The sequence below is a fragment of the Halopiger thermotolerans genome, from assembly GCF_054654555.1.
Map to the genome: position 1 here is coordinate 1 of NZ_BAAIEU010000004.1, position 15,440 is coordinate 15,440.

Sequence of the window (15,440 nt, forward strand, 5' to 3'; positions counted from 1 at the left end):
TTCCCGAACGTCGCTTCGTGAACTGTGCTGAGTCATGGACGAACAGAGTGAATGCCGGTGTGGTAACTGAGTGAACAGGAAGTAGAATCCACGCATGAGGAGAAGTGAAGTAAGAAGGCTGAGATACGCTGTTCTAGGCGAATGCTGTTGCTCACCAGGAGCTTGCCCAAGGCCGCGGGCTGGCGTCAGCCCGCGGCCGGCGCGTATGCTTCTGGCACACCTGTTCCGTTCATTTCGATCTCCCAAGTCCGCTCTAGCTCTTCCTCTAATGCATGTCTGATCCAGTCAGAGAACGTCTTGAACGTGAATTCCTCGGGCAGGTCGCGCCCGCCCCGCTGGGGGCGGGCGACGACCGCCCATCGAAGCACAAGCCAGAGGTTCTCCAACAGGAATCCAACCAGGACGAACGCGAAGCGGATGATTGGGTCTTGTGTCGTCGTTACCACTCGTGCTTGGCGAAATACACGGTAGCTCGTTTCGATCGCTGACCGTTTCCGATAGAGCCGTTCGACTTGTTTCGGCGTGCGATCGGCCAGATCGCACGCCACATAGCCTCGCACGACCTCGCCACTTTTCCCGCGATCTCCGGCGTGATATGACACAGCGACCGCGAGCGGGAATTCCAGTTCCCGCTCGCGGCCTTTGTACATCCGATAGGTTGTCATGTACGAGCAGTGCGTATCCAGCTTCTTCCTCATGCGCTTGCCCTTCTTTTGGACGGGAACGACAGTCGCAGCAACCTCCCGTGAGCGGCGCAGAATACGTTCGTTGTAGAAGCCGCGATCAGCCAACAGAAGCTCTATCTCGAAGGGATAGGCCTCGACGCGGTCGAGGACGCGCTCGACCGCGTCGGCCTCTTTCTCATCACTACGGACGTACGTCATCGCCAACGTCACTGGCTTTCCGTTCGAGACGAGATACGCCGTGCAGTACCGGTGGCACGTCGTTGTTCCGTCTTTCGCGTGCATGCGACAGAGTTCACCTTCTTCATCGGCGTACGTTCCGTGGTAGGGGTTATCGACGAAGTCAATGGAGACGATCCTCGACCGATCAGGGTCGAGGATCGTCATCGCTAACTCTCTGAGAAGGCGGTTAGCAACCCGCTCAAGCCACTCCCGGTTGAGCGTATGTAGCCAGTCCATGACAGTATCGTCACAGACAGCGTTGTCGTTGTCCTTGCACGTCTCCCAGATGGACGTCTGATTGACTGCTGCAAGAATGACAACAGCCCAGATATCGCCGGGATCGAGGGGCGAGCCCTCGATCCCTGGCAAGGGGAGCTGGCAGATGACGTCTTCCGCTAAATCTTTCACGTCCGAATCCGAAAGAACACCGTCTGGCTGAGGGATACTGAACACATTCACTCAACCAGACATCTTCCTCATGAGACCAACGCTTTAGCTCCAGCTCTCACACCAGTCGGGAAGTACCGATCTTCGAGGTGTTTCAGCGCCTACACGGTCGCGAGGAGTACGAGGGGACGGGGCTCGGACTCGCGCTGTGCCAGCGGATCGCCGAGCGCCACGGCGGCGACATCCGGGTCGAGTCGGAGCCGGGCGAGGGGTCGACGTTCTCGGTGACGCTGCCGGCCGCCGAACCCGACGGCTCGAACGCGCAGCTCCGCGAAACGAGCAGTTAGGGCGACTCGAGGCGGCCGACCGAGATCACGACGTTTTTCGACCGGCGCCGTCCAGGGGGAGTATGCGCGTCACCGAGGGCGGAATCGACCTCGAGGTCCCCGGCGAGCAGACCGAGGGCGTCGAGGAGTCGGTCTTCTACAATCCGCGCCAGGAGCTGAACCGGGATCTGACGATCGCGACGTTGCGGGCCTACCGCGAGCGCGAGCCCCGCGCCGAAACGTACCTGGACGCGATGACGGCCAGCGGCGTCCGCGGCGTCCGGGCGGCCGCCGACGGCTGGGACGTCACCTGCTGCGACGTCGACGCGGAAGCCGTCGACCTCGCCCGCGAGAACCTCGAGCGCAACGACTGCGCCGCTCGAGCGCGGGTCGAACACCGCGACGTCAACGCCCTCATGCACGACGAGGTCTTCGACGTGATCGACCTCGACCCCTACGGGACGCCGATGCCCTTCGCCGACGCCGCCTTCGCCAACGGCCGGGATCTGGTCTGCGTCACCGCGACCGACACCGCGCCGCTGTGCGGCGCGCACTTCAACAGCGGCGTCCGCTCGTACTCGGCGGTCCCGCGAAACACCGACTACCACGCCGAGATGGGCGTCCGGATCCTCATCTCGGCGCTCGCGCGCAGTGCGGCCCGGTTCGACGTCGGCGTCCAACCGCTACTGACCCACGCGACGAGCCACTACGTCCGGACCTACCTCGAACTCGAGCACAAGGCGACGTCCGCGGACGCGTCGATCGACGAGTTAGGCTACCTCTACCACTGCGAGGACTGTATGTACCGCGAGGCCGATCCCGGACTGATCGCCGACCCGATCGAGACCTGTCCCCACTGCGACGGCGACCGGATCCTCGCCGCCGGCCCGGTCTGGCTCGGCCCCGTCCGCGACCGGGAGTTCGTCGCCGCGGTCCGCGAGGAAATTCCCGACGACTTCGGCACCGCCGACAAGGGACGCGAACTCTGCGAGACGCTCGAGGCGGAACTCGACGAGCCGACCCACTACGACCAGCACAAGCTCTGTCGCAACTGGGGGTTGCCCGCCAACGCGATGGACGACTTCCTCGCGGATCTGCGCGCGGCGGGCTACGAGGCCTCGAGAGCGCACTACGGCGGGACGACGTTCAAGACCGACGCGAGCGTCGGGGAGATTCGGGCGGCGACCGAAGGCGGGCTCGAGTAACTCGAAGCGAGTTCGGCGGCGGCGCTCCGATACCGAACTGCCCGTGCGTTCCCGGTCACCGTGACGCGGCCGACCTGATTTCCGGGCCAACACTCCGCTAGTCGGCGGGATCGGTAGGGCTCTCGACTCCGTGGCGTCCGTACGCGTACGCGATCCACAGGAGGGTCCCGGGAAGGACGACGAATTTGACCCCATCGAAGACCAGCACGTAGTAGGTCACCGTCTGTCCGGGCGTGGCGAACTGCGGGAGCCATCCCGGCAGTCCCGAGCCGCCGATGTCGGCGAACGCTCCCGTCAACACTCGGTCGCCGAGCAGTACGACGGTCAACAGGAGTACGAACGCGGCCACCGGACGCCGGAGGTGCGGATCGTTGCGCAGCGAGTGAAGCAGGGACACGGTACCAACGTCTCGTTTGAGTGTGGCATATTCTTTCGGTGACCGCCGTAAACCGGCGATGGACGGTACGCGACGTTCGCACCCGCTGAGCGGCTGGATCGTCGTCAATCTAGGTGTCCTCGGCGTACAACCGCACGAGTCGACACTCGGGGCAGCAGACGCCCTGCAGCTTCGCCCGCTCTTTGAGGCCGAGTTTTCCCAGCAGTCCGTCGCGCTCGCCGGTCGCGATCGAGAGCCGCATGCTTTCGCCGTCGCGAACCGGCACCGGTTCCATCGTCACGCCGCAGTCGGGACAGCGTCGCTGCTCCATAGGTCCCGATCGACGTGACAGCGAAAAGTAGTTTCGGCGCGGCGTCGACTTCGCGAACCGACGCGTCGACGCCGTTCGCAGCCGCCTTTAGTGAGCAGGCTTGTGCCACACGGCCGCATACCTCGGTACCGATCGTAGTCCGGCCCGTGATCAACCGCAGCGAAGGGCTCGAGGTCGCACGGCGGATGACGACGCTCGCTCAAACCCAGCAGCTGACGCTGCTGGCGGCCGGCGTCGCCTTCTACGGATTCATCTCGCTCGTCCCGCTCCTGTTACTCGCGCTCGGCATCGCCGCGTCGATCGGGGGACAAGCGCTCGCGGTGCGGCTCACGGTCGCCGCGAGCGACGTGTTGACGCCGGCAGCGCGGGAGCTGGTCGCTGAGACGGTGCTGGACGAGACGGGCCGCCAGAGCGCGACGGTCGTCGGCGCGTTCGGCCTGCTGTGGGGCGCAAGTCGCGTCCTTCGCGGTCTCGATCGGGCCTTCTCGCAGGTCTACGGCACCGTCGGCGAGAAGTCGGTCATCGATACGATCTGGGACGCGACGATCGTCTTCCTCGTCATCGCGGTCGGGCTCGGGCTGGTCGGCGCCCTCGAGTTCGCGATTCGGTTCGCGCCGCTGGTCGGCCTCGAGTACCTCGGCTCGGTCTTTCTCGTGTTGGGATTGATCGCGACCTTTCTGCCGCTGTACGTCGTGTTTCCGGACGCCGACGTGGACGTGTGGGAAGCCCTGCCGGGGACGGTCGTCGCCGCGGTCGGCTGGTTCGTCCTGAGTCGGACGTTCTCGATCTACGCCTCCGTCGCGACGGATTACGTGGTTTACGGCGCCCTGGGAGCGGTCTTTCTCGTGCTCATCTGGCTATACCTCGGCTCGATCATCCTCTTGTTCGGCGCCATCTGTAACGCCGTCCTCGCCGACCGTGAAGTGGATCGGCAGCTACAAAGTCCCGGCCGTCGACAGATCCTGACAGAAGCGATGACTGACGACGCCACGGGTGCCGACGAGGGGGACGCGGACGCGACTGCGGGCGACGGCAACGGAACCGCCGGCGACGACTCCCGCCCTCGCGACCGCGACCTCGACTCGGACAGCGATCGTTCGAGCGCAGATTCGGGTACGGTCACGAGCACCACCGGGACCGAACCGCGAGACGCACGCAGCGCTCGCACGCGGGACCGTGCCGACGACCCCGAAGCGCTCCGCGAGGAGATCGAGCGCCTGCGCGACCGCGTCGAGGAGTTCGAGGACGACGTCGAGCGCCGAACCGTCGAGAAGGAGTCGCTCGAGAGCGAACTCAAACGCTACGTCCGGCGCCGCGTTCGCCGCGGTCACGCCCACGGCTGGGGGCCCTACCTCGTCCTGCTGTACGGGACGGCGATGGCCATCGCGGCGTTTTACTTCCTCGACGGTCCCTGGGCGATCCTCGCGATGTTCGTCGTCTGGACGTCGACGCTCGGCGTCTACGTCCTGATGGTGCTGTTCGGCGCCGGCCTGTCCCTGCTCGGCGTACCGGGTCGCCTCCGGAACTGGATCAGCGAACGACGGTCCTGAGGCCGCTTCGAGCCGTCTGCGTTCCCTCCTCCCGGATCCGCCGCTTCTCTCCCGTCCCGCTCGGTCGAACGCCTCGACCGTCCGGTACGCGTCGTTGCGTCAGTCGCTTTCGGTAGTGTCGTCGGGACAGCGCTGCTGCTGCGGTGCAGTGGGGATGATCGCCATACCAAAACCGCCAAACGAATCGACCCGACGCAAAATCGGAGCCCGGAGAGAACGGGGTCGGTCCCGGTATCAGCCGCGAGTCACGGAGTCGCGGCGCGGCCGCCTCAGAACTTCTCGAGGTAGCGGTCGAGTTCCCACTGGGAGACGTCGACGAGGTACTCCTCGAACTCCTGGCGCTTGGCTTCGACGAACTTGGGCGCGACGTGCTCGCCCAGCGCGTTGTAGATCGCCTCGTCGTTCTCGAGGGCGTCGACGGCCTGGCCGAGGTTCGACGGGAGCGTGTCGATGCCGTACTCCTCGCGCTTCTGCTCGTCGAACTCGTAGATGTTCTCCCGAACCGGGTCGGGGCACTCGAGGCCCTGCTCGATGCCGTCCAGTCCGGCGTGGATCATGACCGCGAGCGCGAGGTAGGGGTTACACGACGGGTCCGGCGAGCGCAGTTCGATCCGCGAGGCCGCGGGGACGCGAGCCGCGGGTTTGCGGATCAGCGCCGAGCGGTTGCGGTCCGACCAGGCGACGTAGACCGGCGCCTCGTAGCCCGGCACCAGGCGCTTGTAGCTGTTCACGGTAGGGTTCGCGACCGCCGTGATCGCCGGCGCGTGCTCGAGGATGCCGGCGGTGAAGGCGTGAGCCTCCTCCGAGAGGTTGAACTCGTCGTCCTCGTCGTGGAACGCGTTCTCGCCGTCCTCGGTGAACAAGGAGAGGTGCGTGTGCATGCCCGAGCCGTTGATGCGCGGAATCGGCTTCGGCATGAAGGTGGCGTGGTAGTCGTGCTGGGCGGCGATGGCGCGGACGACGGTGCGGAAGGTCGCGACGTTGTCGGCGGTCGCGAGCGCGTCGTCGTAGGTGAAGTTGATTTCGTGTTGGCCCTCCGCGACCTCGTGGTGGCTAGCTTCGATCTCGAAGCCCATCTCCTCGAGGCCGTAGATGATGTCGCGGCGGACGTCGCTGGCGAGGTCCTTGGGCGCGACGTCGAAGTAGCCGCCGGCGTCGTTCGTCTCGGTCGTCGCGCGGCCCTCCTCGTCCTCCTCGAACAGGAAGAACTCGGGTTCGGGCGCCGCGTTGACGGTGTAGCCCATCTCCTCGGCGCGCTCGAGGGCGTTCTTGAGGACCCGTCGCGGGTCGCCCTCGAACGGTTCATCCGTCGAGGTGTCGTAGACGTCGCAGATCATCCGGGCCGCGGCGCTGTCCTCGTCGTTGCGCCACGGCAGAATCGCGAAGGTGTCCGGATCGGGAACCAGACGCATGTCCGACTCCTGAATGCGGACGAAGCCCTCGATCGAGGAGCCGTCGAAGTAGATCCCCTCGGTGAAGGCCTTCTCGGCCTGTCGCGCCGGCACGGCGACGTTCTTGACTGTGCCCAGAATGTCGGTAAACTGCAGTCGGAGGAAGTCGACGTCCTGCTCCTCGATCTCGTCGAGTACGGCTTGTTCAGCCTCGCTGATGTTTCCGCTTGTCATCTTTCCAGTCGTCCTTCCCAAGAATCTCCGATACTAAAACCCTGCTGCTCCGAGCAAATATCCCCTCACCGCACTGAAACTGTATATTCGTAAATTTCTAAAGGCTAGGCTGAGTTGTTTGATGTGATGACCTACGAAAATCTCGATGCAAAACTAGTGAATGCCCTCCTCGGGGACGGCCGCGCGAGCCTCCGGAGCCTCGCCGAGGACCTGGACGTCTCCGTCACGACGGTCTCGAACCACCTCTCCGATCTCGAGGAGGAGGGCGTCATCGAGGGGTACACGCCGCGGCTCGACTACGACGCGCTCGGCTACGACGTCACGGCCGTCATCCAGCTGCAGGTCGAGGGTAACGCCTTACCCGACATCACCGACACGCTGCGGGACCACCGCCAGATGACCAGCGTCTACGAGGTCACGGGCGACTACGACGTCATCGCGATTGGCAAGTTCCAGGACACCGACGAGATGAACGACCACATCAAGCAGTTGCTGACCGATCCCGACATCAAGTCCTCGAACACCAGCGTCGTGCTCAACGCCGTCAGCGAAAACGAACAGTTCGAGCTCGACGTCGACGACACCTGATTACTGATCGTCCGCTCGTCCGCTCGAGTTCCGCACGATCGTCCGACCGTCTCAATCGTCGACGAGCGCCTCGGCGGCCGCCTCTCGGTCACCCGCTTGTGCGCGCCACAGCGTCGCGTACTGGCCGTCCGCCTCGAGCAGTTCCTCATGGGTCCCCCGCTCGACGATCTCGCCGTCCGCCATCACGAGGATGGTGTCGGCGTCCTTGACCGTCGACAGCCGGTGGGCGATCGCCAGCGTCGTCCGATCCTCGGTGAGTCGATCGATCGACCGCTGGATCAGCAGTTCGGTCTCCGTGTCGACCGCGCTGGTCGCCTCGTCCAGAATGAGCACCGCCGGATCGTCGAGGACGGTCCGCGCGAGCGCGATCCGCTGGCGCTGCCCGCCGGAGAGTTTGACGCCGCGCTCGCCAACGCGGGTGTCGTAACCCTCCTCGAGGTCCGCGATGAACTCGTGGGCCTGCGCGGCCTTCGCGGCCTCCCGGACGGCCTCGTCGGAGGCGTCAAACTGCCCGTAGCGGATGTTGTCCGCGATGGTGCCGTCGAAGAGGAACGTGTCCTGGCTGACGTAGCCGACCGCCGACCGGAGGTCCGCGAGCCTGACGTCCCGGACGTCGTGGCCGTCGATCTTCACCGACCCCTCCTGGACGTCGTAGAGCCGGAGCAGCAGTTTCAGCACCGTCGACTTGCCGGCGCCGGTCGGGCCGACCAGCGCGACCGTCTCGCCCGGCGCGGCCTCGAAGGAGACGTCCTCGATGACCGTCTCCGCGAAGGCCGTCCCGTCCTCGCTCGTGGCCCGCACCTCGCTGTCGGCGTAGCTAAAGGAGACGTTCTCGTATTCCACGCGGCCCTCGACGGGGTCGATGTCCGCGGGGTCCTCGGGGTCGTCGACGTGGACCGGGATGTCCATCAGCCCGAAGATGCGCTCGCTCGAGGCCTTGGCGTTCTCGTACTGGTCGACGATGCTCGAGACCTCCGCGAGCGGGTCGACGATCCGTTGGGTAAGGGTGAGGAAGATGACGAACTCCCCGACCGACAGCTCGCCGGTGAACGGCCCCGGCGCGGTGCCGACCGTCAGCCAGTAGCCGCCGACGAAGAAAGTCGCGGCGAAGGCGACGCCGGCAAGCAGTTCCATCCCCGGCCGGTAGAAGTAGCTCAGTTTGAGGACGTCCATCGTCCGCTCGAACAGGTTCTTCGAGGAGTCGCGCACCCGTTCGCGCTCGTAGGCCTCGCTCGAGGACGTCTTGGTCAGCGCCATGCCCGCGATGGCGTTCTCGAGGCGGGTGTTGAGCCGCCCGACCGCCGAGCGCTCGCGGACGTACCGCGGCTCGACGGCGCGCATGAACCAGATCGTAAAGGCGACCATCGCCGGCACCGCGAACAGCGTGACGACGGCCAGTTGCCAGTTCAGGTAGAAGAGCACGCCCGCGATGCCGCCGACCATCACGATGAGCCGCGCGGAGTTCATCAGCGCGTCGTCGAGGAATCGCTCCAGATTCTGCGTGTCGTTGTTGAGGACGGCCATGACCTCGCCAGTCTGTTTCTCGTCGAAGAAGGACATGTCCAGGCGCTGCATCTTCCGGAAGGAGTCGACCCGGACGGTGTGCATCACGTCGTGGGCGAACAGGTTGGCGGTGACGCCGTAGATCCAGGTCAGAACCGCCGTCGCGAGGAACGAGGCGACGATCGCGGCGACGGCGAACCGGAACTGCGGGATCGACTCGTCCGGCAACCAGGCGTTGGGGACGACCGGCAGTTCGAACGGGCCCGTCCCGACGAAGATCGCGTCGATGGCGGCCCCGAGCACTAACGGCGGCACGAGACTCGCCATGCGGGCGAGAAAGTTCGCGACCATCCCGATCGCGAAGTAGCCGAGTCGGCCCGGGGCGTACTCGCGGAACAACCTCGTCAGCGGTCGCTCGACGTCCTCGCGGTAGGCGTCGAACGGCGTCTCGTCGGTGTCGGCGCTCACGCCCCTGCGGTATCGGTTCAACCCATAAATTAGTAGCGTTGGCGGGAACGCGGGCCGCTTTTCGGCGCCCGTTGCGGACGGCGGATCGGGGCGATGTTCGGCTGGGGCGAACGGAGACGACCCGAGAAGCGAGAGGCGGCGGCGAAATCCGGCGACGGCCTCGAGCCCCGGACTCGCGCGCACCGGGTCACGCGGCGTAGTTGAACACCCAGTAGCCGGCGTACAGTGCGAGCAACAGTACGCCGCCGGCGCGGGTGACGCGGCTGCGAGCTAGCATCGCCGTCGCGACGAGCAGGCACGCGCCGAAGAACGGCCAGTGGACGGTCATCACCGCGCCGCCGGTGTCGACGGGGTGCAACAGCGCTATCAGGCCGACGTTCGCGGTCATGTAGAAGACCGTACTCCCGACGACGTTGCCGACGGCGAGGTGCGGCCGACCCTGCCGGACGGGCTCGAGGGTCAGCGCCAACTCCTCGATCGAGGCGATGAAGCTCAGGACCGTCGCGCCGAAGGCCAGCCCCGAGATGCCAAAGGCGACGAACAGGCGCTCGGCGCTGCCGACCGTGATGAACGAGCCCAGGGTCATCCCGACGGTCGCGAGGACGGCGACGCCGACCGTGACCCGACCGCTGTAGCCCTCGAGGTCGGGGACGAACTCGTCGAGGTCAAGGTCGAGATCGAGGTCTCGATCCGCGTCCGACTCCAGCGCCGACTCGCCCCGCTCGCCGTCGGCGACCGCCGGCGTCTCGCGGCCCGCGTGCGGGCCGTGTCCGTCCCCGTTGGTCACCAATGCGTCACCGGACGACTCGTTGCTCTCGGACTCGAGGTCGTCGTCGACGTCGATCGCTTCCTCGACCTCGCCGGAGAGCAGGTAGGTCGTCTCCGAGCGGCGCTCGTGCCAGAAGATGTACGCGAGCAGCGGAACGAACAGCGCCAGCAGCACCGCCCCGTACTCGGGGCCGATCGTCCCGCCCAGCGACATCGCGAACGCCGGGAGCGGAGCGAGCAACAGCATGGCGAGATAGACCCGCGGCACCTCCATCTCGAAGGGGACGAACACCCCCGCGAGGCCGAGCGCGACCGCGAGGACGAACAGCGACTCGCCGAAGACCGTCCCCAGCGCGAGGTCAGACAGCGAGACGACGGCGGCGGTCACCCCCAGCGCGGCGTTCTCGAGGTCGATCCCGGCCAGGATTACCGCGAGGAAAAAGCCCGAAATTCCGAGGGAGACGGCGCTCTGGGCGACCGCCTCGATGAACACCTCGACGCACCAGATGACCAGCACGACACCGACGAGAAAGGCGGCGCCAAAGAGCGCGATCTCGAGGCCCGGTGCGACCATGCCTCCACAAACGACGTCCGTCTACTTAGTTTTCCGACCGGTACGCGGTCGATCGTCGGTCTCGAGTACGTCGCTCGCCCGCTTCCTGTCGTGGTATCGTCGGGTTACCATACTGCGGCTCGCGACGCCCCGCATGCGATCACTGTCTGTACGCCAACAGCGCGACTCCGAGGACCAGAAACAGCAGCCCCCACCACAGCGAGTCCCCGGGGAGGACTTTGAGAACGAGCGTCACGATGCCGGAGGAGAGCAGGGACCAACCGAGGGTCGTTCGGTATGCCATGTGCGCCCTACGCCGTCCAGCCCAATAGGTCGTTTGAACGTCAGATCCGACGTGAGTCCGGCTGTGTGACGTTTCCAGACTGTTTCCTGAGACGAGCGACGGATCGACGTTTCCGATGACCCCCTCTCAGCCTCGACGCTATCCCGTCGGCGCAAAGACTCGGCGGTTCGGGAGTGGCGCCGTAATACAACGCGTGCGTCAGGAGAACGGAAACGGGAGCGAGAGCAAAGCGTCAGGACGTCGAGCCCCGTGGTGAGCGAGCGGTGCGATCTGCGAACGGCGAGTCGGCGTGGGGTAGGTGGCGCGTGCGACGGAGACGGCTTACATCATGCCGCCCATGCCGCCGCCCATGCCGCCCATGCCGCCGGCACCGCCGGGGCCGCCGGCTTCTTCGTCCTCGCCCTTGTCGGTCGAGAGGTCGCCGGCGGAGATGATGTCGTCGATCTTGAGGACCAGGTTCGCGGCCTCGGCGGCGGAGGTGACGGCCTGCTCCTTGGCGTGGGCCGGTTCGACGACGCCGGCCTCGTAGGTGTCTTCGACGTCGCCCGTGAAGACGTTCAGACCGGCTTCGATGTCGCCGTCCTCGTGGGCCGCGCGGAGGTCGACGAGCGTGTCGATGGAGTCGAGGCCGGCGTTCTCGGCGAGCACGCGCGGGACGAGCTCGAGCGAGTCGGCGAAGGCCTCAACGGCCAGCTGCTCGCGGCCGGAGACGGAGTCGGCGTAGTCGCGCAGGCGGCTGGCGAGTTCGACTTCGATGGCGCCGCCGCCCGCGAGGACGCGGCCGTCGGAGACGGTCTGGGCGACGACGTCGAGCGCGTCGTTGACGCCGCGCTCGAGTTCGTCGACGACGTGGTCGGTCGAGCCGCGCAGCAGGAGGGTGACGCCGTGGGCGTCCTCGCCCTCGATGTAGAACATCTCGTCCTCCTCGTCGCGGGTGACGTCACCGTGGCCGAGGTCCTCGGCGGTGGCGCTGTCGAGGTCGGAGACGACCGTCGCGCCGACGACCTCCTGCAGGAACTCGAGGTCGGACTTCTTGGCGCGGCGGACGGCGAGGATGCCCTCCTTGGCGAGGTAGTGCTGAGCCAGGTCGTCGATGCCCTTCTGGCAGAAGACGACGTCGGCGCCGAGGTCGGCGATCTGGTCGACCTTCTCGCGGAGCTGCTCCTCCTCGCGGTCGAGGAACTTCTGGAGCTGGTCGGGGTCCGTGACGGAGACTTCGGTGTCGACGTCGGTCTCCTCGACCTCGATGGGCTCGTTCAGCAGCAGGATGTCAGCGTCGGTGGCCTCGGTGGGCATGTTGTCGTGGACGGGGTCCTTGTCCACGATGCCGCCCTCGAGGAGGTCGGACTCGCCGGCGCTGCGGCCGGTCTGGGTCTCGATGTTGAGGAACTCGAGGTCGACGACGTTGTTGCCGTCCTCGTCCTCGACGGTGACCTGCTTGACCGCGTCGATGATGAGCTGGGAGAGGTGCTCCTTGTTGACCTCGGTGCCCTTGCCGGTCATCGAGGTCTCGGCGACCGAGCGCAGGAGCTCCTCGTCGTCGGTGTCGACGTCCTGCGCGATGTCGTCGATCTCCTCGCGGGCCTGCTCGGAGGCCATGTGGAAGCCCTTGATGATCGCCGTCGGGTGGATGTCCTGCTCGAGGAGGTCCTCGGCGTTCTTGAGGAGTTCGCCGGCGATCGCGACGGCCGTCGTGGTACCGTCGCCAGCCTCGTCCTCCTGCGTTTCGGCGACCTCGATGATCATCTCGGCCGTCGGGTTGTCGATGTCCATCTCCTGGAGGATGGTGACCCCGTCGTTGGTGATGGTTACCGAGCCCATCGAGTCGACGAGCATCTTGTCCATCCCCTTCGGGCCGAGGGTCGAGCGGACGGCTTCAGCGACCGCACGTGCGGCGCTGATGTTGTAGTCCTGCGCGTCTTTGTCCTTGACGCGCTGGGAGTCCTCGCTCATCACGATCATCGGCTGTCCCTGCTGCATTCGCTGGCTCATAGTCGGTCGAACCATTGATTGTGATTCTACATAAGTGTACCGTTCTCTCGAGACGAGTGTCCTCGCCGAAGCGTGCGATTGGAACCCGAAAACCACCGGAAAGCGTGCTGGTGTGCCCGAGATAGTGGGACGTGATACCACTCGAACAACTCCTGCAGGAGCCGGGGTTTCCCGCCATATTTAAGTATATTCGATTTGCGCGACGGGGTCGACGCCGCTCGAGCGACGCGACGGCGACGACGGCTCGACGCGTCGGCGTCAAAGCGAACAATTAACCTTCTCTCGCCGAACCCACCGGTATGACCGGTTTAGACGGCCGCGTTCTCGTGACGGGAGGAGCTGGGTTCATCGGCTCCCACCTCACCGAGCGCCTGCTCGCGGACGGCGCCGACGTGACGATCGTGGACGACCTCTCGAACGGCGCCGCCGAGCGCGTCCCCGATGACGCCGAACTCGTCGAGGCCGATCTGACGTCGATGTCGGCCGACGCGCTCGCGGCCCGCCTCTCGGACGTCGACCTCGTCTTCCACCTCGCAGCGTCGAAACGCGTCGACACCGACCGTCCACACGGCCAGTTCGAGGACAACACGCGGATGACCCGCACGCTGCTCGAGGCGATGGCAGACGCGAGTGTGACCGATATCGCCTACACTTCTTCCTCGACGGTCTACGGCGAGGCGCCGCGGCCGACGCCCGAGGACTACGCGCCGCTCGAGCCGATCAGCGCCTACGGCGCGAGCAAGCTGGCCGACGAGGGACTCCTTTCAGCGCGCACGCACAGCCACGACCTGACGGTGTGGAACTTCCGGTTCGCCAACGTCGTCGGCCCGCGCCTGCGCGGCGCGGTGATCCCCGACTTCATCGAGAAACTGCGAGACGATCCGGAGACGCTGACGATCCTCGGCAACGGCCGTCAGGAGAAGTCCTACCTCCACGTCGAGGACTGTCTGGACGCAATGTTGCACGTCGTCGAGCACGCCGACGCCGCGATGAACACCTACAACCTCGGCACGCGCACGACCACCTCCGTTGATCGGATCGCGGCCATCGTCGCCGACGAGATGGGCCTCGAGCCCGAGTTCGAGTACACCGGCGGCGAGCGGGGCTGGACCGGCGACGTGCCGAAGATGCGCCTCTCGATCGAGAAGCTCGCAGCGCTCGGCTGGGAGCCGTCGCTCTCGAGCGACGAGGCGGTGCGGCGGGCGACGCGGGAGATTCTTGCGGAACTGCGCTGACGTCCCGCCGTCGTTTTCTGTCGCCGGAATGTCTTTCGAGCACGCTCGAGGACCCCGTCCGATCGAGTTTTAGGTGGGCTTAAATATCTGGATGCGAAGCACTCGCGTATGCACGACGGCGGCGATGGGGAGACGTCGCGAGCGTCGGACGAGCGGTCGACGAGCGCCGCCGACGGCAGCGGGGACTTTCGAGCCGCGCTGACTCGCCGCCGGCTGACGGTCGCCGGGACGGTACTGGTCGCCCTCGCGCTCGTCGTCGCGGCCCGGCGACTCGACCTCGAGGCGGTCGTCGCCGACGTCGCGACCGCCGACCCGCGGCTGCTCGCCCTCGCGGTCGCCGTCTACGCCGTCTCGTGGCCGCTCCGGGGTCGCCGGTACGGCGACGTCCTGAGCGCGACGGGCCACCGTGCCGGGACGGGGCTGCTCACGGCGGCCGTCTTCGTCAGCCAGACGGCCAACCTCGCGATTCCGGCGCGGGCCGGCGACGCCACCCGCGCGTACGTGGTCAACGCTCGAGAGAACGTTCCGTACACGGCGGGGTTCGCTGCGCTGGCCGTCGAGCGCCTCTTCGATCTGGCGACGATCGCCGTGCTGGCCGGCGGGGCGACGGCATGGCTCGCGATCGGCGGGGACGTCGGGCCGCTCGAGATCGCCGCCGAGGCCGGCGGCGCGCGGGTCGCGTTCGTCGGCGCCGCCGCGGTGAGTACGGCCACCGCCGGCGTCGGCCTCGTCGTCGCGACGACCGCCCGCTCGCGCTACGGCTCGCGGATCGCCGCGCGGCTGCGGGCCCGCGTCGACGGGGCGCCGCGACTCGAGGGGGCGCTCGAGGCGGCGCTCCGCTTCGCGGGCGATGTCGGCGTCGTCGCGCGTCGCCCGCGGGTGCTCGCCGCCGTCGCCGGGACGAGCCTGCTCGTCTGGATGCTCGACGTGCTCACGGCCGTCATCGTCCTCGCGGCGCTGGACAGCGGCCTCGCGGTCGGCCCGCTGCTCGCGGTCGGCACGCTCGCGGTCAGCGTCGGGAACCTCGCGAAGGTGCTGCCGCTCTCGCAGGGCGGGGTCGGCCTCTACGAGGCCGCGTTTACGGCGCTGGTCGTCGGGCTGACGCCCGTCGGCGCGAGCGCGGCGCTGGCCGCCGCAGTCGTCGACCACGCGCTGAAAAACGGCGTCACGCTGGTCGGGGGCGGCGCGGCGGTCGCCGGGCTCGGAATCTCGATCTCGGACGCGACGGCTGCGGAGGCAGCCGCCACCGAGGCGACGGCCGACGACCGTCCGATCTCGAGCGAGGACCGACGGACTTTTTAGGTGTGCCTAAAAATCGGAGAGC

At 66.6% G+C, this 15,440-nt stretch carries 13 protein-coding genes and 1 pseudogene; 6 read left to right on the forward strand and 8 right to left on the reverse strand.

All coding sequences use genetic code 11. The features are described from left to right. Nucleotides 1-185: 185 nt before the first annotated feature. Complete coding sequence (locus tag ACYQ26_RS07665) at nt 186-1,358, reverse strand: ISH3 family transposase (protein ID WP_459806326.1); 1,173 nt, start codon at nt 1,356-1,358, stop codon at nt 186-188. 74 nt (nt 1,359-1,432) lie between these two features. Here ACYQ26_RS07665 and ACYQ26_RS07670 point away from each other — a divergent pair. Further along, a pseudogene (locus ACYQ26_RS07670) lies at nt 1,433-1,639 on the forward strand (ATP-binding protein); the annotation flags it as partial. A 62-nt stretch (nt 1,640-1,701) separates the two neighbouring features. Next, nucleotides 1,702-2,823, forward strand: a complete 1,122-nt coding sequence (locus tag ACYQ26_RS07675) for a tRNA (guanine(26)-N(2))-dimethyltransferase (protein WP_459808299.1) — start codon at nt 1,702-1,704, stop codon at nt 2,821-2,823. Between the two features lie 97 nt (nt 2,824-2,920). On the opposite strand, the gene ACYQ26_RS07680 is transcribed toward ACYQ26_RS07675, so the two are convergent. Together ACYQ26_RS07680 and ACYQ26_RS07685 are read right to left on the reverse strand one after the other, a co-directional pair. Continuing rightward, nucleotides 2,921-3,220, reverse strand: a complete 300-nt coding sequence (locus ACYQ26_RS07680) for a hypothetical protein (RefSeq protein WP_459808300.1) — start codon at nt 3,218-3,220, stop codon at nt 2,921-2,923. Between the two features lie 109 nt (nt 3,221-3,329). After that, a complete protein-coding gene (locus ACYQ26_RS07685) occupies nt 3,330-3,530 on the reverse strand; it encodes a hypothetical protein (RefSeq protein ID WP_459808301.1) in 201 nt (66 codons plus the stop codon). A gap of 146 nt (nt 3,531-3,676) precedes the next feature. On the opposite strand from ACYQ26_RS07685, the gene ACYQ26_RS07690 reads away from it, so the two are divergent. Next, nucleotides 3,677-5,080 (forward strand): YihY/virulence factor BrkB family protein, encoded by a 1,404-nt coding sequence (locus tag ACYQ26_RS07690; protein ID WP_459808302.1) that lies wholly within the window; start codon nt 3,677-3,679, stop codon nt 5,078-5,080. Nucleotides 5,081-5,349: 269 nt separating this feature from the next. Here the strand turns inward: ACYQ26_RS07690 and glnA are convergent, their stop codons facing one another. Continuing rightward, nucleotides 5,350-6,705, reverse strand: a complete 1,356-nt coding sequence (gene glnA / locus ACYQ26_RS07695; protein WP_459808303.1) for a type I glutamate--ammonia ligase — start codon at nt 6,703-6,705, stop codon at nt 5,350-5,352. A 126-nt stretch (nt 6,706-6,831) separates the two neighbouring features. Between glnA and lrp the strand changes: the two genes are divergently transcribed. Then, nucleotides 6,832-7,293: an HTH-type transcriptional regulator Lrp gene (lrp, locus tag ACYQ26_RS07700; RefSeq protein ID WP_459808305.1), complete on the forward strand. Its 462-nt coding sequence runs from the start codon at nt 6,832-6,834 to the stop codon at nt 7,291-7,293. Between the two features lie 51 nt (nt 7,294-7,344). On the opposite strand, the gene ACYQ26_RS07705 is transcribed toward lrp, so the two are convergent. From ACYQ26_RS07705 to thsB, 4 genes are all read right to left on the reverse strand, one after another. Next, nucleotides 7,345-9,264 carry an ABC transporter ATP-binding protein gene (locus ACYQ26_RS07705; RefSeq protein ID WP_459808306.1) on the reverse strand — a complete coding sequence of 640 codons (1,920 nt, stop codon included), beginning with the start codon at nt 9,262-9,264 and terminating at the stop codon, nt 7,345-7,347. A gap of 187 nt (nt 9,265-9,451) precedes the next feature. After that, nucleotides 9,452-10,606: a sodium:calcium antiporter gene (locus tag ACYQ26_RS07710; RefSeq protein ID WP_459808307.1), complete on the reverse strand. Its 1,155-nt coding sequence runs from the start codon at nt 10,604-10,606 to the stop codon at nt 9,452-9,454. Nucleotides 10,607-10,745: 139 nt separating this feature from the next. Beyond that, nucleotides 10,746-10,889, reverse strand: a complete 144-nt coding sequence (locus tag ACYQ26_RS07715; protein WP_459808308.1) for a hypothetical protein — start codon at nt 10,887-10,889, stop codon at nt 10,746-10,748. A 321-nt stretch (nt 10,890-11,210) separates the two neighbouring features. Then, nucleotides 11,211-12,869 (reverse strand): thermosome subunit beta, encoded by a 1,659-nt coding sequence (gene thsB, locus ACYQ26_RS07720; protein WP_459810721.1) that lies wholly within the window; start codon nt 12,867-12,869, stop codon nt 11,211-11,213. Between the two features lie 311 nt (nt 12,870-13,180). On the opposite strand from thsB, the gene ACYQ26_RS07725 reads away from it, so the two are divergent. Next, entirely contained in the window at nt 13,181-14,116 is a 936-nt protein-coding gene (locus ACYQ26_RS07725) for an NAD-dependent epimerase/dehydratase family protein (RefSeq protein WP_459808309.1), read from the forward strand. Nucleotides 14,117-14,224: 108 nt separating this feature from the next. Then, on the forward strand, nt 14,225-15,418 hold the full coding sequence (locus tag ACYQ26_RS07730; RefSeq protein ID WP_459808310.1) for a lysylphosphatidylglycerol synthase transmembrane domain-containing protein: 1,194 nt from the start codon (nt 14,225-14,227) through the stop codon (nt 15,416-15,418). Nucleotides 15,419-15,440: the final 22 nt, after the last annotated feature.